Consider the following 18806-nt stretch of genomic DNA (forward strand, 5'->3'; position numbering starts at 1 on the left):
TGGCCCGAGCAGGCTACGGCGGCTAGGGGAGGGCGTTCTTGTCGGGCTTGCCGGTGGGGGCGATCGGGACCTGGTCGATCAGGGTGATCGTCCGGGGGACGGCGGCGTCGCCGAGGCGGTGGGCGACGAGTTTGCGGAGCAGGGCGGGGTCGGGGGTCTGGCCGATGGCCGCGACGAGGTAGGCGTGGATGGCCTCGCCGGTCTGTTCGTCCGGGCGGCCGACGACGTAGGCCTCGGCGACGGCCGGGTCGGTGGCGAGGGTTCGTTCGATCGGGCCGGCGTAGACGAGGTTGGCGTTGACGATGATGACGTCGCGGGTGCGGCCGAGGAGACGCAGGTTGCCCTGGGGGTCGAGTTCGGCGAGGTCGCGGGTGCGGATCCAGCCGTCTGCGAAGACCTCGGCCGACTCGGAGGGGTTCTTCCAGTAGGAGCCGGCCTGGGCGGGGGTGCGGACGTAGAGTTCGCCGTCGCGCAGGGAGATGTCGTTCACCATGGGCGGGCGGCCGACCGAGGCGAGGGCGGCCGGGGAGGCCAGCATCTCGGCGGGTGTGACCATGGAGATCATGCCGGTTTCGGTCTGGCCGTAGCCGTGGAAGATGACCGGGCCGAGGACGTCGAGGGCCTCGGCGAGCCGGCCGGGGTCCAGCGGGGAGCCCGAGACCAGCAGCGCGCCCAGGCTGCTCAGGTCGGCGGGGTCGGCGCGCTGGTCGCGGACGAGCTGGTAGAGCTTGCCGACCGTGATGACGCTGGCCGTGGCCCGGTGGGTGACGATGGCATCGGGGAAGGCCGGCGGGTGGGCGACGACCAGGGTGCCGCCCGCGGCCAGGGTGAGGATGCCGTATTCGAGCATCACCTGGCTGGCGAGGGAGCCGAAGACCAGGTAGCGCTGCATCCGGGAGGCGAGTTCGGCCACGGCGGGGGGCCAGCGGTCCGGGTAGGGCGCCCAGGCCGCTGACATGGCCGCGTACGTCTGGGTGCAGCCCTTGGGGTCGCCCGTGCTGCCGCTCGTGTAGATGATCCGGGCGATGTCCGGCGGCCTTCCCTCCGCGACGAGCGGGTGAGAAGAATCCGCAGTGGTCAGCAGGTCGGTGACCGCCGCGTCGTCGATCAGCGTGGCGTCGTCGTTGCTCAGCAGATGGTCGAGCTGAGCCGGGGTGAGCCCTGGCCGCAGGCCTGAGACGCGGGCCCCGACGGTGAAAGCCGCGATGGTGGCCGCGAAGGCCGGGGCCGACACACCGAGCTTCAGCGCGACGCCCACCCCGGGGCCGATGCCCAGCCCCCGCAGGCCCGCCGCGATCCTGCGGATCATGCCGTGCATCTCCCTGGCGGTGACCACCCGCGCGCCGTCCTCGAAGACAGGGCGGTCATCGCCCGTGGCGAGCAGGTCCAGCAGCGGCTGAGGCCAGACTTCAGAGTGCATCGGCGAGGATGCCCTTCACGAACGCGACGAGCGGCTGCTGGTGCACGGTCGGCAGGTTCCAGTGGTTCTCGAGGTTCTCGGCGAGGTGGTGCTCGGCGATCACCTGGCCGTCGCGGCGGACGCGGACCACCGGGTGCAGGTAGCTCGCGTCGTGGGCCGCGGCCGCGTCGTTCTCGGCGATGCGGGGGACGCTGATGTCGAAGGGGTCGACCTGGTCGTGGTCCGGGCCGTACTCCAGCGTCGTCACGAAGGCCAGGTCGAAGACCCCGAGACCACCATCGGCGAGGTACGCGACCGGCACCTCCTCCTGGTACTGCACAGCGGACCCGCTGACCGTCACCACGTCGGCCAGCACGGCGAACTGCTGCCACAACGCCGAGGTCACGTTGATCCGGGCGATGATCGCGTCGGCGATCGCCTCCGGCGTCAGGTCCAGCTCACGGGCGGGCCACGGTGTGTCGTGGTAGCGGGTGCCGAGGATGCGGTGCAGGGCGCGGACGCCGTAGCGGAAACCGTGGATGAAACCGCTCGTCGACTTCTTGAAGTCACGCTGCTGGGTCAGGGTGCCGGCGAAATACATTCCGGGGACGTTGACCGATTCGAATGCCGGGGTCTGTTCGGGGAACCGGTCCTTGATGACCAGGGCGGGGCGCGCCGAGTCGTCGAACGGGGTCGCGTCGAACTGGAAACCGGTGCACAGGATCACGCGGTCGTAGTCGAGCTCTCGCAGGTTTTCGACGGTCCGGGCGTACCGGAAGAGGACCCGGAAGCCGCCGCCGGGCTTGCGCGTGATCTCCTCGATGGTGCCGTCGAGGACCGCGTTCTGTGATTTGAGCTGATAGGTGTCGAGGAAGTTGTTGTTGACCGCGCGCAGGTGCCCGACGTAATGCGATTGCCAGGCCAGTTTGATGGAGTGCGGGCCGGCGACGTGGATGACCGCGGCGGTCTCGATGAGCGCGTCGGCCGTTTCGAAGGCGGAGTTGCCCTTGCCGACGATCAGCACCCGCTGGTTCACGAAGTCGTCGGGGTCGACGCTGACGGTGTCGTAGCGTTCGGCCAGCTCAACGCCCTCGATCGGCGGCACGTAGAGCTGTGAGACGCCGGTGGCGACGATGACGCGCCGCGCCCGATATGTCCCATTGACCACAAAGCCGTCGGTCGACGTGGAGACCGAGGAAACCGGCGTGGAATACCGGACGTTCAGCCCGCGGGCGAAATCCGCGAGATAGCGCACGAGATCGTCGGCGGAGGGAAAATACCGTGAGCTGTAGTTCTTGAACAACAGCGCCGGATCGTCGGTGAGCAGCGAATTCCAGTCCGCGCGCAGGTTGTACTCGGGATCCTTGGATCCGGTCCAGACCTTGTTGATCGAGATCAGCTGGCGGTGCCGCGGATAGGTGGCGAAGAACGTGCCCGGTGCGGCGCCGCCCTCCAGCACGACGTAGTCCTGACCGTCGCGCTCCAGCAGGGCGGCGAGCTGCAGACCCGCGGGTCCGGCGCCGATGATGAGGTAGTCGTGCGTCATGCGCCGCAACCTACTGAGGCGATTTCAGAGCCTTCTGAGAAATGGTCTCTACCGTCGGCGACCATGACGATTGAGGTGGATCTGGCGGCGCCGTTGCGCATCGCCGACCTGCGGGCAGCGCGCGATCCGATCACGGTGGTCGCGGGTCCGGAGGTCCGGGAACGGGTCACCGCGTCGCGCGTCTTCCTGACCAAGGTGCTCGGCGACGACCGTGCGGTCTATGGCAGCACCACCGGGTTCGGTGCGCTGGTGGGTTATGCGGGCCGGGCCGATCTGCGCGACCAGGCCGACAACACGCTCGCGCATCTCGGCGCCGGCCAGGGCCCGGACATCGCCCTGGACGTGGTACGCGCGACGATGCTGATCCGGGCCCGGTCCCTCGCGCAGGGCGCCTCCGGTGTGTCACCGCATGTGATCGACGCGCTGGTGGCCATGCTCGGCACCACGTTCACCCCGGCGATGCCGCGGCTCGGCTCGGTCGGCGCGAGCGGCGACCTGATCCCGCTGGGGGCTGCGGCGCAGGCGCTGCGAGGCCGTGGTTACGCCTATGTGGATGGTGAGCGGCTCCCCGCGGCGCAAGCGCTTGAGGCAACGGGTCTGGAACCGTTGCCGCTGGACGGGCGGGACGCGCTCGCCCTGGTCAACGGCACGTCGCTGACCACGGCGGCGCTGGCGCTGGCCCTCGACCGGGTGCGCAGCTCGCACCGGGTGATCCAGCTGCTCACCTGTCTGCTCGCCGACCTGCTCGGCTGCGATCCGCAGTTCCTCGACGCCGACCTGATCGACCGCTTCGCCCACCCCGGCGCGATCGACGTCGCGGCCACGATGCGCGCGACTCTCCAGGGCGTGGAGCCTGGCAAACGGCCGCTGCAGGAGCCGTACAGCATCCGGTGCTCGCCGCAGCTGCTCGGCGCGGCCGAGGACGCCCTGCGCTATGTGGACGGCGTGGTCACCGCCGACCTGGCGGGGGTCAGTGACAACCCGATCTTCGAAGCCGCCGCCGACAAGGTGGTGCACGGCGGCAACTTCTTCGGCCAGCCCGCGGCGTTCGCGGGGGACATGCTGACGATGGTGATCGCGCAGATCGGCAATCTCGCGGAACGCCAGCTGGACCTGCTCGTCGACCCGGTCCGCAACAACGGCCTGCCACCCATGCTCGCGGCGGGTCCCGGTCAGCAGCACGGACTGCAGGGCGTCCAGCTCGCCTCGACCGCGCTGATCGCCGAGATCCGGCGGGACTCGATGCCGGCGAGCATGCAGAGCCTGCCCACCAACCTGCACAACCAGGACGTCATTCCCCTGGGTACGCAGGCCGCGCTGCGCGCATGGGACCAGGCGGAGCTGCTCAGCCTGATCACCGGGTCGCTCGCGGTGGGTCTGCGCCAGGCCGTTCACGTCGGTTCGCGTACGCCCACAGCGCCGCACACCCGCACGATCTTCGAAGCGCTCGCGGACGCCGTACCCCCGATAGATCCCGACCGTCCGCTGGACGGCGACGTGCGCGCCGCGGCCCGCGTACTCGCAAAGCTTGAAATTTCTCTGATTTCTGACTCATACCCTTCGCTTTGACCTCAGTTTTCCGCTGCGGATTGGAACAGAGCGCCGTGACGCTTGATTACCTGATCATCGGGGCCGGGCCGGCCGGACTTCAGCTGGCCGCCCTGCTCGAGGCCGACGGCAAGCGCGACTACCTGGTGCTGGAGGGTTCGGACGCGCCGGGCGCCTTCTTCGCCACCTATCCCCGACATCGGCAACTGATCTCCATCAACAAGCCGCACACGGGCACCGACGACCCGGAGCTGAACCTGCGGCTCGACTGGAACTCGCTGCTCAGCGACGATCCGGCGCTGCGGTTCACGTCCTACACCGAGCGCTACTTCCCGGACGCCGACGTGATGGTGCAGTACCTCGCGGACTTCGCGGCCAAGACCGGCGTCAAGGTCCGCTACAACACCCGCGTCACAAACGTCGCCAAGCGGGACGGCGTCTTCGTGGTCACGGCGGGCGACGACAGCTGGCAGGCGCGCGCGGTGATCGTCGCCACCGGCGTCTCCAAGACCGTCGAGCCGGACATCCCGGGCTTCGAGCTGGCCGAGGGCTACGACGTGTTCTCCACCGACCCGCGCGACTATCTCGACCAGAAGGTCCTGATCCTCGGCAAGGGCAACTCGGCGTTCGAGACCGCGGACAGCCTGATGGAGACGACGACGCTGATCCACCTGGCCGGGCCGAGCTCGGTGCGGATGGCGTGGCGCACCCACTACATCGGGCATCTGCGGGCGGTCAACAACAACTTCCTCGACACGTACCAGCTGAAGTCGGCCAATGCGATCCTCGACGGCAGCGTCAAGAGCATCGAGCGCGACGGCGACGGGCTGAAGGTCACGTTCAGCTTCTCCCGGGTCAACGAGGTGATCAAGGAGCTGCACTACGACCGGGTGCTGGCCTGCACCGGCTTCCGCTTCGACGCGTCGATCTTCGACGAGTCGTGCCGGCCCGAGCTGGTGATCAGGGACCGCTTCCCGGCACAGACCGAGGCGTGGGAGTCGATCAACGTGCCCGGCCTGTTCTTCGCCGGCACGCTCTCGCAGGAGCGTGACTTCAAGAAATCCACCAGCGGTTTCATCCACGGGTTCCGCTATGCGGTGCGTGCGCTCCACAAGATCCTCGAGCGACGGTACGCCCAGAGCGCCTGGCCCACGGAAAAGCTCGACGCCACCCCCGAGGCCCTGACCGACGCGATCATCGCCCGCGTCAACCGGACCTCGGCGCTGTGGCAGCAGTTCGCCGTCCTCGCCGACGTCGTGACCGTGGACGGATCCGGCGCGCGCTATCACGAGGAAGTCCCGGTGGACTACTTCGCGCAGACCGGGCTCTTCACCGCCGACCACGACTACGAGCACGCGTTCGTGGTGACGCTGGAGTACGGCCCCGACCACGACCAGGTGGACCCGTTCGACATCACGGTGTCCCGGGTCGCGCAGGACGTGGTCGGGCAGGCGCACGATGCGGCGTACCTGCATCCGGTGGTCCGCTATCACCGCGAGGGTTCGGTGGTCGCCACGCACCACCTCGCCGAGAACCTGGAGAACCAGTGGGACCGCCCCGCGGTGCACGTCGAACCGCTGGCAGCCTTCCTGGCCAGGTGCCTCGCCGGCGCCGAGGGCTGACATGGATCCGGTGCACGAGGATTTCTTTGCGGGCGGTGCGGGGGACGAGCGGACGCTGCGCGCCAACGAGGCGGCGTACGAGCGGCGGCGCATCGTCCCGCGGGTCCTTCGTGCCACCGGCGACCGGGACCTGCGGCTCACCCTGTTCGGCACCGAGCTGGCAACGCCGATTCTGGTCGCGCCGACGGCCTTCCACAAGCTCGCGCACCCGGACGGCGAAGCAGCCACCGCCCGGGGCGCGGCCGGGGCGGGGACGGTGATGGTCGTCAGCATGGCCGCCACGCAGCCGATCGAGGAGATCGCCGCGGCGGGCGGACCGCTCTGGTTCCAGCTGTACCCGCAGCCCGACCTGGCCTTCACCGCTGCGGTCATCAAGCGGGCCGAGGCGGCGGGCTGCCGGGCGCTGGTGGTGACGGTCGACTCGCCGGTCTTCGGCCGCCGCGAACGGGACCTGCGCAACGGCTTCCTCGACCTGCCCGCCGGGCTGGCCTGCGAGAACCTGCGTGACGCCGAGGGCCGGGTCCGGTCGATCGAGATGGACGCGACCCTCGGCTGGGACCGGATCGCCTGGCTGCGCGGGGTCACCGGGCTGCCGCTCCTGCTCAAGGGCATCCTGCACCCGGCCGACGCGCGGCTCGCGGTCGAGCACGGCGTCGACGGCCTGATCGTCTCCAACCACGGCGGCCGGCAGCTCGACGGCGCGGTGGCCACTGTGGACGCCCTGCCCGCTGTTGTCGACGCGGTCGGCGGCCGGGTCCCGGTGCTGGTCGACGGGGGTATCCGGCGGGGTGGCGATGTGCTGGTCGCGCTTGCTCTCGGCGCTGACGCCGTACTCATCGGGCGGCCGGTGGTGTGGGGGCTGGCGGCGGGCGGCGCTCCGGGCGTACTGAAAAAACTGCGGGACCTGACCGGCGAGCTGGACCACGCGATGGCACTGGCCGGGGCGAAACGCCTGGCCGACCTGACGCCGGACCTGGTGGCGGTATGAGCCCCGTGATCCGGCTGCGCGAATGGATCTTCGAGAAGGTCAACGGGCACGAGGGGATTCCGGTGCCGGGGCCGCTGGTCGGCGTCGAGCATTTCGAGCGGGTCTACTCGGACCCTGCCGCAGACGGACGCAGCCGTGGCGCGGGCCTCTCCGACCTGTTCTGGTACTGGCTGGCGCCCGGCCCGCAGATGCACCAGGAGCATCTGGAACCCGGCGAGCGGTACAAGACGGTGGCCCGCACGACCCGGCAGGTCCTCGCGATCCCGCACGAACGCTCGGACGAGCTCGCCACCGCGGCGGCCCGGCGGATCCTGTCGGCGCTCCCGTCCGACCGGATCAGCCTGGTACGCCTGCGCGACCTGATGATGCCGATCTGGGCCGAGGTCTACTACGAACTGGTCTTCCAGGAACCGTGCCCGCGTGCGGTGCGCGACCTGATCGTGGCGAACGCCTCCGACGTCGTGACCGCGTTGAAGGGCCTCAGCCTGCGCCACATGTCCCGCCGCGACAAACTCACGCAGTACCTGCTCGGCCGGCTTTCCGACGGCACCTGCCCGGTGACCTTGCCGTCGTCGTTCACCGACCTGGAGACGGCGTGGTACCTGCAGGGCGCGTTCTTCAACACGGCCGTGGTGCAGATGTCCGAGGCGATGGCCCACGTGTTGCTGTGCGCTCCCACCGCTTTCCCTGCCGACTCCTTTCCCATGGACGACGACTCCCTCGACAGGCTGATCGACGAGACGTTGCGGGTGCATCCGCTGTTCGGGATTGCCCACCGGATCACGTCCGCGCCGATCGTGGTCGACGAGCACGTCACGCTTCCCACCGGATCCGTGCTGCTCTTCAACTACCTCGCCTACCAGCGCTCCGGGCCCGCAGCGGACGACGGCTTCGACCCCGGCCGGTGGCTGACACTCAAGCGTAAGGACGCGCACTTCATCCCGTTCGGCGTGACGGCCAACCGGGCGTGCCCGGCACGCGGCTCGGCCCCGGTGATGATGCGGGCCGTCACCCGGGAGGTGCTGCGGCACTTCGCCCTCGCGTCCTCGGTGGCGCACACCCGTTCCCTGCCCAACCGGGGCCCGGCCTTCCTGACCCCGCCCGGCGTTCCCGGCCCCCGACCGGCCCAGCTCGCCCGGTTGCGGCGCCGCGACCGCGTGGCCGACGCGGGCCGCTCGCTGAAACAGCTCGTGCTCGGTACCTGGATGGTTCTCGACGCCCGTCGCCAGCGCCTGTGCGCCACCTACTTCTCGGAGGTCCGGCAGTGAAACCGACTGAGCTGGCCCCGCGGTTCTTCATCGCGGTCGCCGTCATCCTGCTGTTCTGCAAGCTGGTCTCCTGGCTGCTGGCCAAGGTCGGCCAGCCCGCGGTGGTGAGCGAGATGCTCGCCGGCGTCCTGCTCGGCCCGTCGCTGCTCGGCCTGCTCTTCCCCGGCGCCCAGGCCGCGCTCTTCCCACCCGCACTGCTACCGATCCTCTACGTGGTCGGCCAGGTGGGACTCGTCCTCTTCATGTTCCAGGCCGGGTACGCCTTCAAGTCGCACCGCACCACCAACCTGGCCGGCACCGCGGGTGTGGTCTCGCTGGCCGGGGTCACCGCGCCCCTCGTGCTCGGCGTCCTGCTGGTGCTGGTCACCTCCGGCGCCGTCCCGATCCAGGCCGACGGCGTCCCGGTCGGCATCTCGGCGGCCTTCGTCGGGGTGGCGCTGGCGATCACCGCGTTCCCGATGCTCGCCCGGATCATCACCGAGCGCGGGCAGGCCGGCACCCGGCACGGCTCACTCGCGCTGGCCAGCGGCGCCATCGACGACCTGGTCGCCTGGATCCTGCTCGCCGTCGTGCTGGCGTTCGCGTCCGGCAAGGCGGGCCCGGCGTTCGTCACGGCCGGTGGCGCCATCCTCTTCGGGCTCGTGTTGTGGCTGGGCGGCGGCCGGATCACCGCCCGGTTGATGGCCGTCGCCGATGAGCGGGTACGGCTGCTGGCCACGGTGACGCTGCTGTTCCTGGTCGCCTGGTACACCGACGAGATCGGCCTCTACGCGGTGTTCGGCGCGTTCGCCGTCGGGGTGGTCATGCCGCCCTCGGAACGCACCGACAGGGTGGTCGACACGCTGACCCCGATCGCCTCGACCGTGTTCCTGCCGCTGTTCTTCACCTATTCGGGGCTGCGTACCGAGTTCGGGCTGCTGGGCAACACGTCGGTGCTGCTCTTCGCGGCGGCCTGCGTGGCGCTGGCGATCGCCGGGAAGTTCGGTGCCTGCTGGGCGGCGGCCCGGCTGCGGGGCGAGCCCAACGGGGTGGCGTTGCGCGTCGGAGCCCTGATGAACGCCCGCGGGCTGATGCAACTGATCGCGCTCAACGTCGGGCTCGAGGCGGGGATCGTGAACTCGTCGCTCTTCACCGTGCTGGTCCTGGTCGCCCTGATCACCACGCTGATGACCACGCCGCTGCTCTCCTGGATCGAGCGGCCTTCCGCAACTTCTGTTGAAGAGACAAGTTTCACTGGTCACGCCACCCAGTCCATATGAGATCGTCGATATATGCACCGGTTGCTCTTGGTCGAGGACGACCACGACCTGCGCGGCATGGTGTCCGAGACGCTGGTCGACGAGGGTTACCTCGTCGACCAGGCCCCGGACGGCCAGCGCGGTCTGCACCTCGGTCTGACCAGGACGTATGACGTCATGGTCATCGATCGCCGCCTGCCCGCGCTCGACGGGCTCGACCTCGTCACCCGGCTGAGATCGAAGGCGGTCGCGGCCCGTGCGCTGATGCTGACCGCGCTCGGCACGGTCGACGACCGGATCGCCGGGCTCGACGCGGGCGCCGACGACTACCTGGTGAAACCGTTCGACCTCGACGAGTTGAGCGCGCGGATCCGGGCGCTGTGCCGGCGTACGACCGACTCGACCGATGCCCTGCGGGTCGGTGCCGGGCTGCTCGACCTCGCGTTGCGCGACGCCGTGCTGCCCGACGGCACCCGGGTCGCGTTGTCCGCACGCGAGTTCGAGCTGCTGCGGGTCGTCGCGGCCCGGCCCAGCGCGGTGCATTCCCGCGCCGAGCTGCGCAGCCGGGTCTTCGACGAGGCCGCCGCCGCGTCGATCGTCGACACCTACGTCTACTACCTGCGCCGCAAGCTCGGCCGGTCGGTGATCCAGACCGTGCACGGGCTCGGCTACCGGCTGGGGTCCCTGTGAGCTTCGAGGATCAGATCGTCCGGCGGACCCGGCTGCGGATCGGGCTGCTCGTCGGTCTCGCGATCAGCGCGCTGCTGGCCCTCGCCGGCACGATCGCCTACACGGCGCTGCTGCACAGCCAGGAAAATCAGATCGAACGCGAGCTGAGTTATGGCGCGACCAACGGGACCACCGCCGGGCCGCCGGGCTGCAGCTGGATTTTTCTGTACGACGGGAGCGCACTCGACACCGGTGACCGCCCCCCACCGCCCGGCTTCCCCCTGACCAGCGAGATCGACACCGTGGCCGCCGATCGCACGGCGACCACGACCGAGGTGAACCGCAACGGGACCACCTACTACGTCCGCACCCAGCCCCGCGGTGCGAGCGTGGTCCAGGCGGTGTTCGACGCGCGTTTCCAGATCTCCGACCGGCGTCACCTGCTGATGGCGTTCCTCCTCGCCGCCGCGGCCGGGCTCGCGGCAGCCGTGCTCACCGGCATCCTGGTAGGCAGTCGCGCGGTTGCGCCCCTCGCGGAGGCGCTCGGCCGCCAGCGCCGGTTCGTCGCGGACGCCAGCCACGAGCTGCGTACGCCGATCGCCCAGGTGCACACCCGCGCGCAGGTTCTGGCCCGCAGAGCGCGGACCAGCGGGACCGACGCCGACCGCCGCGACCTCGACCGGCTGATCGGCACCACCCGCCGTCTCGGTGAGATCGTCGACGAACTCCTGCTCTCGGCCCGGCTCGCGGCGGCCCCCGGCGACCTGCCCCCGAGCGCCCCGGTCGACCTGGTCCGTGTCGCGAGGCAGGCAGTCGCCGCGGCAGTCGGACCCGACCGCGAAATGCTGCTGGACGCCCCCGGCACCGAGCTGTGCGTGGCGGGTATCGAATCGGCGCTGCGCAGGGTCGCCGACGAACTGCTGGCCAACTCGCTGACCCACACCCCGCCGGGCGGCCGCATCACCATGACCGTCCGGGCCGCCGCCCGCAACCGCGTCGAACTCGTCGTCGACGACACCGGCCCCGGCTTCGACCCGGCCGACGCCGCCCGGCTGTTCGACCGCTTCCACCGCGGTGCCGGCGCGACCGACCGCCGGTTCGGTCTCGGCCTGGCCCTGCTCCGCGAAGTCGTCACGAGCCACGGCGGCACCATCACCGCGGAGAGCCGCCCCGGCGCGGGCGCGACCTTCACGGTCCGCCTGCCACTCGCCCCCGCCGCACCGCGCGAGGCGCGCCTCCCCTCCCCGGCTCGGTTGTTGCCCGCGCACGACGGGTGAAGAGCTTCCGGACCCGGCTTCGACCGCCGGGTCCGGTCGCGTCTTCCGGGCGGCTATCGGCCCGCGATGTCGTACCCCAGGTTCCAGGAGATGGAGATGCGGGTGCCGTCCTCGTCGAACTCGGGCACCGCGTGCTTGACCCAGCCCGGGAAGAGCACCAGCTCACCGGGGCTGCTGCGGAGCCGTACCCGGCTGCCCTCGCCGGCGATGGAGATGCCGGGATCGAAGTAGTCGATGTTGGCGCGGGGGTCGAGCAGGTCCAGCTCACAGGTCGTGGGCGCGGTCACGTAGTAGATCGCGGTCAGCGCGGTGTTGGGATGAAAGTGCGACTCGTGCTGGTCGCCCTTGCGGTAGACGCTGGCCCAGGCGCTGCCGACCACGACGGTGAAGTCGGGCAGCTCGGTGCCGGACTGCTTGCGGCCCACCGTGCGGACGAACTGGCCCGCCATCTGCAGCGTCCAGTCGGTGAGCGCCGTGACGGTCGGGTCGTCCCACTGCATGAGGTCGGACAGGGTCTCGGACTTGTAGGTGTAGGTGCTTCCCGCGGCTTGCGCCTTGGCCAGTACGAGCTCTGTGAGGATGCCGTTGATGGCTTCGGCGTACGGGCGGGGGATCCGGGCGACCGGGGTGGAGAAGGTCTGCGCGATCACGGCCGCCGGTGCCGACGACTGTGTGGTGTCCTGATCGGTGACCGTCACGATGTCTCCTTCACGTTGACTCCTTCACGATGTCTCCTTCACGAGGTCTCCTTGGAAAGGGCGACTTCCCGAGGGGCGTCCGGGGCCGGGCCGGTCTCCGGCGCGCTCTGGGCCGGGCGGGCGTGCGTCGCCGGGGACAGCGGGCGGATCCGGAGCGCGCCGAGCACGCCCAGTGCGGCGACGGCGGTGAACACCGCGGCGACGGCGGTGGGTGCCAGACTGGCGACGAGCAGCCCGCAGAGGGCGGAACCCGCGGCGGAACCGATGTTGTAACCGGACCCGAGCCAGGCGTTCGCCTCGGTGAGCTGGGCCGGCTGGATGCGTTCGTCGACCAGCAGATAGCCGACCACGAACATCGGTGTCATCGACGCGCCGGCCAGGAAGACCGCGGGCAGCGTCAGCGCCGTGGACGCCGCGGGGATGAGCAGCGCCACGCCGAGCGTGAAACAGGCCGCGATGATGACGTACTTGCGCCGCAGCGACGCGTGCCAGCGCAACCGCCCGTAGATGAGCCCGGCCACGACACCGCCGAGCGAGTACGCCGCGAAGCCGTACCCGGCGGAACCGATGTTGCCGGTGTGGTCCGCGAGCGCCGGGAGCAGCACGCCCAGCCCACCCCCGACCGCGCCGAGGGTGAGCACGGGAATCACGATGCCCTGCCCGTCGGCCAGCCGCATCACGGATCGGCGCCTGCCGGCCGGCGCGGGGTCCTCCCCGGCGGCGACGGCGGCGGCACGCTGGTTTCCCGCGAACCACGCGATGCCGGTGGTCGCCGGGAGCAGCAGGAGAGCGCCGATCGGCAACACCCATCGGGGGGTGACCGCCGCGAGGAGCACGGTGGTCAGCAGCGGCGCGACGACGAACGTCAGTTCCTCCACGATGGAGTCCAGTGCGTGGATCTGCTGCAGCTGGTCCTTGTCCTTGACGAGGCGGGACCAGCACGTGCGTACGGTTGCGCCGATCGGTGGCGCGGTGGCACCGGCCAGCGTGATCAGGACCAGGGCGACCGGCCAGGCGGCACCGCCGAGTGCCAGCGTGGTGGCGACCACCAGCAGGATGTGGACGCCGGCCAGGAGCGGCAGGACGCGGGGGCCCTTCAGATCGGTCAACCGGCCTCGCAGCGGAGCGAGGAAGGCGATGGCCGACATGAGACCCGCGGACGCGATGCCACCGATGAGAAAGCCGTGCGTGGTGGCGAACGCGATCACGGTGGCGAACGGGACGATGCCGAACGCGAGACGGCCGAGGGTGCCCGCGGCGAGCACCGGCAGAACCCCGGGAATCCGCAGGGTACGAAGGTATCCGGGCTCGCTCATGACGCACCTGCCGCGACGGCGGGCAGAACCAGGCTCGCGCCGGCCCATCCGGCGGCTGTCCGCGCGGCCCGGGCGAGCAGTCCGGGGTCGTGGCCCTCGATGACCTCGTGCCCCTCGAGCGCCGCCACGCCGCGGGTGGCCCGCATGGCGAACCGGCCGATGATCTCCGTGCCACTGAGCACCGGCATGCCGAAGTAACCGCATTCACGCTTCGCCGCAGGCTTGTACGCCTCCAGCACGTAATCGATCCCGAACAGCCGGCGGGCGCGCGGCCGGTGCCAGATCAGCGAATCGAACGGCGACAGCGGTGTGCAGGCATCCTCGTCGAGCTCGCCGTGCTCCAGCGCCCGTTCGCTGACCCAGGCCGGCTCGGCCCAGCCCCGCACGGTGACCCGCGAAGCATCCGGGAGCCGGGTCAGCCCGGCGCGTACAGCGGGCTTGGGCAGGCGGAAGTAATCGGCGATGTCGTCAGCCGTGGCAACCCCCATCGCGCTCAGCCCGGCCGCGATGAGGTGGTCGTAGCAGTCGATGTCCGGCAGGTCGTGCCGCAGCGTATCGGGCACCACCTCGGCGGCGGACCGGTAGACGCGGCTGAAGCCCCGCCGGGAGACACACACGAGCTCCCCGGTGGCGAGCAGCCATTCAGCGGCCCATTTGGCCGGCGCGCTCCGCTCCCACCCCCTGCCCTGGGCTCCGCCGAGATCGGTGATCGTCACCGCGCCGCCGTCGGCCACCGCCGCGCGGACGACGTCGCACGCCGCCGGGTCCACGTCGGGCCCGCTCCAGCCCTGGGCCAGGAAACGCCGCCGGCGGAACGCGAGGTAGGGCCACAGATCCAGGGGCATCACGCTGGCCGCGTGTCCCCAGTACTCGAACTGCCGCGGCTCGGGCACGTCGTCGAGGAACGCGCGGGCCTGCTGATCGGCGATGCCCCGGGCGCGCAGCACGAGTTCGTGCGAGCGGCGTACGACGTGGATGGTGTCGAGCTGGATCGTGCCCAGCGCCCGCAGCACGGCGGCCGTACCGTCAGACGGGGTCCTCAGGTGCAGTCCCTGCGCGGCTACGGCGATCTCACGAGCCCGATCGCTGCTGAGCTCAGGCATGTGCCGCTTCTTCGGCGACGGTGGCCTGCAACGATTCCGGGTGCAGCAACACGATCCGGGCGACGGGATCGCCGCGGTTCAGTTTCACGGTCCGCGTCGGCTCGATCGCGATGGAGAAGCCGCCCTGGCTGGTCATGGCGTTGGCGGTCCGGGCGGGGATGACACCGACCGGCACCGTCAGGCCTGGCTCCGCCATGCCCAGCACCATGACGAAGTAACGCTCGGGAATCTGGATGCCCCAGCCGAGGCGCCACTCGACGGTGCCCGCGCCGTTCGGCAGGAACATGCTCTCCCACCCGGCAGGCGTCTGGAAGTCGTGGAACCGCAGCCAATCGGTGTCCCGGGTGGCGATCCATCCGGCGCCCCGGCGCCACATCTCGCTGCGGCCCACCTTGTTGCCGACGACCCGCAGGTCCTCGCCCTCCGGGAGGCCGAAGTCGATGTCACCGACGGGCGTCATCTCCACGGTGATCGGCGACCGGACCACCCAGCCGAGCTCCTGACCCAGCACCCAGGGCGGGCAGTCGGAGGCGAGCCTGGTGATCCGCTTGTACCGGAAATGGTCGTGGTAGGCGTCGCGTTCCTCGCGCGCGCCCCGCCTGTCGATCCGGTGCGCCTGCGGAACGAGGGCCCACGGCTGCATCGGCGAGAACCTCACTTCGGCCAACTTCTTCCCTTTCGGTGAGAGCGGCGTGCCCGCCTCGATGACGCTTATCGACGAGCACGCCCAGCGCGAAACTCTATGCCTCGACGTAGTCCAGGCGGCGCTGCCTCTCCTGCTCGGGAATCGAGTCCAGATCGAACATCGTGACGCTGCAGGGGCCGAATCCTACGAAGATCTCCTCGTAGGTGAACTCGCCTTCCTGCCGGTCCAGCGGTGCCGACTTGAGGTCGACCATGGTGAGGGTGTTGGGGCCGTAGTCCGGTCCTTCCACATCACGGTGGAATGCCCGGGCGAAATTGCTGCAGTAGACCGTGAAATCGGTGTGGTCGACGACCACGCCGCGGGGGCCGGGGCCGACGGGGATGTGCCGGGTGACCTCCAGGGTCGCCACGTCGATGACGTAGATCCGGCTGACCGTCTCGACGGTGATGAGGGCGTACTTGCCGTCGGTGCTGAACGCGACGGCGCGGCCGCCGATGAAGCCCAGGTCGACCTGGTGCACCTCGTCGGTGGCCACGTCGATCACGGTGCAGTACGTGGCCTGCGTGTTGGCGACGAAGACCCGGGCACCGCTGGGGTCGATGTTGAGGCTGTACGGGTGCGCCTCGACATCCACCGGAATCCGGGTCACCTCGTGCACCGATTCCACGTCGCCGGTGGCGAGCCCACTGACGTCGAGCTTGCTGACGTAGCCGGCGCCCCAGATGCACACGTAGGCGTACTTGCCGTCCTTCGTGATCATCATGTGCCGTGGGTCCCGGCCGATCTCGAGTTGGCGCAGCTCGACGTTGAGCTCGAGGTCGACCACCGAGATGCTGTCCGAGCCGGAGTTGCTGACCAGCGCGTACTTCTCGCCGGGCATGATCCCGAGCCCACGGGGAGCGAAACCGACCTCGATGCGGCGCACCTCGCGCAGAGCGACGGCGTCGATCTCCGAGATCGTGTTCTGGCTCGTGTTGCACACGAAGCCACGTCCGCCGGCGGTGAACTTGACGCCACCGCGCGGGGCGTTGCCGACCCTGATCTGCTTGACGGTGCGGTGCTCGCCGGGCCCGGTCTTGGCGACTACGGAGACGACACCGTCATCCGTGTCGGTCGAGAAGAGTTGTACATTTCGCACGACTAAACCTCCAGTGTCCAGTGTGGAAGTGCCGCGTCGGAGCGTAAGAAGGCAAGCACGCAGTGGTCAACAAGTCGCGGAGCGTCAGAATGTTACCGATATATGTGGGGTGCATTTCTGCTTGACATCGACGGACATCACTGGAATTCTGCAGCATCACGCAGACTGCGGCCCCATCGATGATCTTTGCTCCCGATGGATCTCCGGCAGGGGAAAGCACTGTTCGGCGATGAGATCATTTGCGCGATGCCGCATCCCGCCGAGTTTGTGATCGAAGCCGCTGCCGTTAACCGCGATGATCCAACTCGATGAACATTTTTGTCGAATACCGCGACACTGTGAATCCGGTCAGCCCACCAGGTGGAGCTCCGCTGATCAGCGCGGTGCCGCGGGCCGCCCGAGCCACCAGGCCGAACCCAGATGAACGATCGTGGCGAAGGCGGCGCCGACGATCATGGATGCGGTGCCGGCGGCGATGCCGATGGTCGCGTCGCCGAACTGCGAGATGCCCGCGACCAGCAGTACCGGTATCAGGCCCGGCCGGTGCTGGCGCCAGCCGCACGCCACCAGCCAGAGGAGTACGGCCGCGATGGGCAGGGCGCGGACGGCGTACATGTCGGCGAAGAATTTTGCAGTGTCCGTCACGCCGTCGTTGATGCCTGGTAGGGCGCCGGGTGCGACGAGGGCGACGATCCCGAAGTAGGCCGAGGCCAGGGCCGAGATCCCGTTGAGAACCAGCATCGGTTTACGGCTTGAATCATTCACGGTTTGAATCATTCTCGAACGGTAGCGTATGGGTATGGATCAGGGAAGCGCGCGTACGCCGGCCACGTCGCTCTCGTTCCGGCTGGGCGTGCTCGGCGCCATGGCGGAGGCGCGGTGGGCCGGGCGGATCGCTGGGCACGGGGTGAAGCCGAAGCACGTGGCGCTGCTCAGTTCGCTGCGTCTGGGTGCCGCCGACTCGCAGTTGGAGCTGGCCGCCACCCTGCGTGTCGCGCCGAGCCTCGTGGTCCTGCTGGCCGATCAGCTGGAGACGCTCGGGGCGGTGTCGCGGGAGCGGGACCCGGGGGACCGGCGGCGGCAGCGGCTCGTGCTCACCGCCGTGGGGGAGCGGCTGCTGGATGACTGTGTGGGTGCCGCGGACGCACTGGATGAAGAGCTGGTCACGGCGCTGTCAGCTACTGAGCGTGCCGCTCTGACGCGTATTTTGGGGAAGCTCGCGGGGGCGGAAGGGCTCCCTGTGTGACCTTTTCCGCATCGGCTTGGTGATCAAGTGGTAGGCATTGTTAGGTAAGGCAAACCTTCCAAGACCACGGAGTCATCACATATGCGTTTCGTTCCCAACCGAGGGCGCCGGGTTCTGCTCGCCGCCGTTGCGGCCGCCGTGACCCTGAGCGCGTGCACGACGACCGGCACGGAGGATGACGACAGCGCTGCTCCGGCCGCCTCCTCGTCCGCCGCCGGGGACCAGTTCCCGGTCACCGTGACCACCGCGTTCGGTGACGTCACCATCCCGAAGCAGCCGACCCGCGTGGTGACCCTGGGCTGGAGCGACGCCGAGGTGGCGCTCGCGCTCGGCGTGCAGCCGGTGGGCGACGCCAACTGGATGGCCTTCGAGGGTGACGGCCAGGGCGTCTGGAACCAGGGCAAGTACACGACCCCGCCCGAGAAGGTGGGCACCCTGGAGCTCGACATGGAGAAGATCGCGGCGCTCAAGCCCGACCTGATCCTCGACACCCGCGCGAGCGGCGACAAGGCCCGCTACGACCAGATCAACGCGCTCGGCGTGCCGGTCGTCGACATCCCCAAGGGCGGCGAGGCGTACAAGACCACCTGGGAGCAGCAGCTCGACCTGGTGAGCAAGGCGCTGGGCAAGACCGCCGAGGCGGCCAAGCTCAAGAGCGACCTGGAGGCGCAGTTCGCCGCGGTCGCTGCCGCGAACCCGCAGTTCAAGGACAAGACCGTGAGCGCGGGCGTGAAGTCCGGCACGGGCTGGGGCGCCTACGTCAGCGGCGACGGCCGGGTCGACTTCCTGCAGAAGCTCGGCTTCAAGGACGCGCCCGCGGTCGAGGCGCTCAAGGCCGACAGCTTCTTCATCCCGCTGTCGCAGGAGAAGGTCAGCCTGCTCGACGCCGACCTCACGACGGTCTTCATGATCGGGGTGACCGCCGCCGACGTGAAGAGCGACAAGCTGCTGCAGGCCGTGCCGTCCGTCAAGGCCGGTCACGTCGTCTACCTGGACGACAACGGCATCTCGACCGCGTTCTCCAGCAACTCCGTCCTGGGCCTGAAGTACGCCCTGGAGAAGGTTCCGCCGCTGCTCGCCGCCGCGCTGGCCGGCTGACCAACC

General features: G+C 69.7%; 17 protein-coding genes. 9 read left to right on the forward strand and 8 right to left on the reverse strand.

Translation table 11 applies throughout. The features are described from left to right. Positions 1 to 22: 22 nt before the first annotated feature. Together Ahu01nite_RS29315 and Ahu01nite_RS29320 are read right to left on the reverse strand one after the other, a co-directional pair. Positions 23 to 1420: a class I adenylate-forming enzyme family protein gene (locus Ahu01nite_RS29315; protein ID WP_203839890.1), complete on the reverse strand. Its 1398-nt coding sequence runs from the start codon at positions 1418 to 1420 to the stop codon at positions 23 to 25. Beyond that, positions 1410 to 2945, reverse strand: coding sequence for an NAD(P)-binding domain-containing protein (locus tag Ahu01nite_RS29320; RefSeq protein ID WP_203839891.1), 1536 nt, complete (start codon positions 2943 to 2945; stop codon positions 1410 to 1412). Before Ahu01nite_RS29320 ends, Ahu01nite_RS29315 begins: the two co-directional genes overlap by 11 nt. 63 nt (positions 2946 to 3008) lie before the next feature. Here Ahu01nite_RS29320 and Ahu01nite_RS29325 point away from each other — a divergent pair, with 63 nt between their 5' ends. Genes Ahu01nite_RS29325 through Ahu01nite_RS29355 form a run of 7 tightly spaced genes read left to right on the forward strand, consistent with a single transcriptional unit; the run spans position 3009 to position 11555 of the window. After that, the gene (locus Ahu01nite_RS29325) at positions 3009 to 4514 is read left to right on the forward strand and encodes an aromatic amino acid ammonia-lyase (protein ID WP_239159232.1); all 1506 of its coding nucleotides are present in this window, start codon (positions 3009 to 3011) and stop codon (positions 4512 to 4514) included. 35 nt (positions 4515 to 4549) lie between these two features. Further along, entirely contained in the window at positions 4550 to 6115 is a 1566-nt protein-coding gene (locus Ahu01nite_RS29330; protein ID WP_203839892.1) for an FAD-dependent oxidoreductase, read from the forward strand. 1 nt (position 6116) lies between these two features. Further along, positions 6117 to 7103 (forward strand): alpha-hydroxy acid oxidase, encoded by a 987-nt coding sequence (locus Ahu01nite_RS29335; protein WP_203839893.1) that lies wholly within the window; start codon positions 6117 to 6119, stop codon positions 7101 to 7103. Further along, the gene (locus Ahu01nite_RS29340) at positions 7100 to 8371 is read left to right on the forward strand and encodes a cytochrome P450 (protein WP_203839894.1); all 1272 of its coding nucleotides are present in this window, start codon (positions 7100 to 7102) and stop codon (positions 8369 to 8371) included. Before Ahu01nite_RS29335 ends, Ahu01nite_RS29340 begins: the two co-directional genes overlap by 4 nt. Next, a complete protein-coding gene (locus Ahu01nite_RS29345) occupies positions 8368 to 9630 on the forward strand; it encodes a cation:proton antiporter (protein WP_203839895.1) in 1263 nt (420 codons plus the stop codon). Before Ahu01nite_RS29340 ends, Ahu01nite_RS29345 begins: the two co-directional genes overlap by 4 nt. A gap of 12 nt (positions 9631 to 9642) precedes the next feature. Next, on the forward strand, positions 9643 to 10299 hold the full coding sequence (locus tag Ahu01nite_RS29350; RefSeq protein WP_239159233.1) for a response regulator transcription factor: 657 nt from the start codon (positions 9643 to 9645) through the stop codon (positions 10297 to 10299). After that, on the forward strand, positions 10296 to 11555 hold the full coding sequence (locus tag Ahu01nite_RS29355) for a sensor histidine kinase (RefSeq protein WP_203839896.1): 1260 nt from the start codon (positions 10296 to 10298) through the stop codon (positions 11553 to 11555). Before Ahu01nite_RS29350 ends, Ahu01nite_RS29355 begins: the two co-directional genes overlap by 4 nt. A gap of 53 nt (positions 11556 to 11608) precedes the next feature. On the opposite strand, the gene Ahu01nite_RS29360 is transcribed toward Ahu01nite_RS29355, so the two are convergent. The 6 genes from Ahu01nite_RS29360 to Ahu01nite_RS29385 all read right to left on the reverse strand — a co-directional run bounded on the left by Ahu01nite_RS29360 (position 11609) and on the right by Ahu01nite_RS29385 (position 17221). After that, positions 11609 to 12253, reverse strand: a complete 645-nt coding sequence (locus tag Ahu01nite_RS29360) for a TIGR02466 family protein (RefSeq protein ID WP_203839897.1) — start codon at positions 12251 to 12253, stop codon at positions 11609 to 11611. 38 nt (positions 12254 to 12291) lie between these two features. Then, positions 12292 to 13569, reverse strand: a complete 1278-nt coding sequence (locus Ahu01nite_RS29365) for an MFS transporter (protein WP_203839898.1) — start codon at positions 13567 to 13569, stop codon at positions 12292 to 12294. Then, the gene (locus tag Ahu01nite_RS29370; protein WP_203839899.1) at positions 13566 to 14672 is read right to left on the reverse strand and encodes a DNA glycosylase AlkZ-like family protein; all 1107 of its coding nucleotides are present in this window, start codon (positions 14670 to 14672) and stop codon (positions 13566 to 13568) included. Before Ahu01nite_RS29370 ends, Ahu01nite_RS29365 begins: the two co-directional genes overlap by 4 nt. Further along, positions 14665 to 15315, reverse strand: a complete 651-nt coding sequence (locus Ahu01nite_RS29375; protein WP_239159234.1) for a pseudouridine synthase family protein — start codon at positions 15313 to 15315, stop codon at positions 14665 to 14667. The genes Ahu01nite_RS29370 and Ahu01nite_RS29375 overlap by 8 nt, the downstream gene beginning before the upstream one ends. A gap of 97 nt (positions 15316 to 15412) precedes the next feature. Then, complete coding sequence (locus tag Ahu01nite_RS29380; RefSeq protein ID WP_203839901.1) at positions 15413 to 16456, reverse strand: YncE family protein; 1044 nt, start codon at positions 16454 to 16456, stop codon at positions 15413 to 15415. A 375-nt stretch (positions 16457 to 16831) separates the two neighbouring features. After that, positions 16832 to 17221: a hypothetical protein gene (locus Ahu01nite_RS29385; RefSeq protein WP_203839902.1), complete on the reverse strand. Its 390-nt coding sequence runs from the start codon at positions 17219 to 17221 to the stop codon at positions 16832 to 16834. 34 nt (positions 17222 to 17255) lie between these two features. On the opposite strand from Ahu01nite_RS29385, the gene Ahu01nite_RS29390 reads away from it, so the two are divergent. Then, on the forward strand, positions 17256 to 17702 hold the full coding sequence (locus tag Ahu01nite_RS29390) for a MarR family winged helix-turn-helix transcriptional regulator (protein WP_203839903.1): 447 nt from the start codon (positions 17256 to 17258) through the stop codon (positions 17700 to 17702). Between the two features lie 81 nt (positions 17703 to 17783). Then, positions 17784 to 18800, forward strand: a complete 1017-nt coding sequence (locus Ahu01nite_RS29395) for an ABC transporter substrate-binding protein (RefSeq protein WP_203839904.1) — start codon at positions 17784 to 17786, stop codon at positions 18798 to 18800. Positions 18801 to 18806: the final 6 nt, after the last annotated feature.

This window comes from Winogradskya humida, assembly GCF_016862215.1.
GTDB classification, from domain to species: Bacteria; Actinomycetota; Actinomycetes; order Mycobacteriales; family Micromonosporaceae; genus Actinoplanes; species Actinoplanes humidus.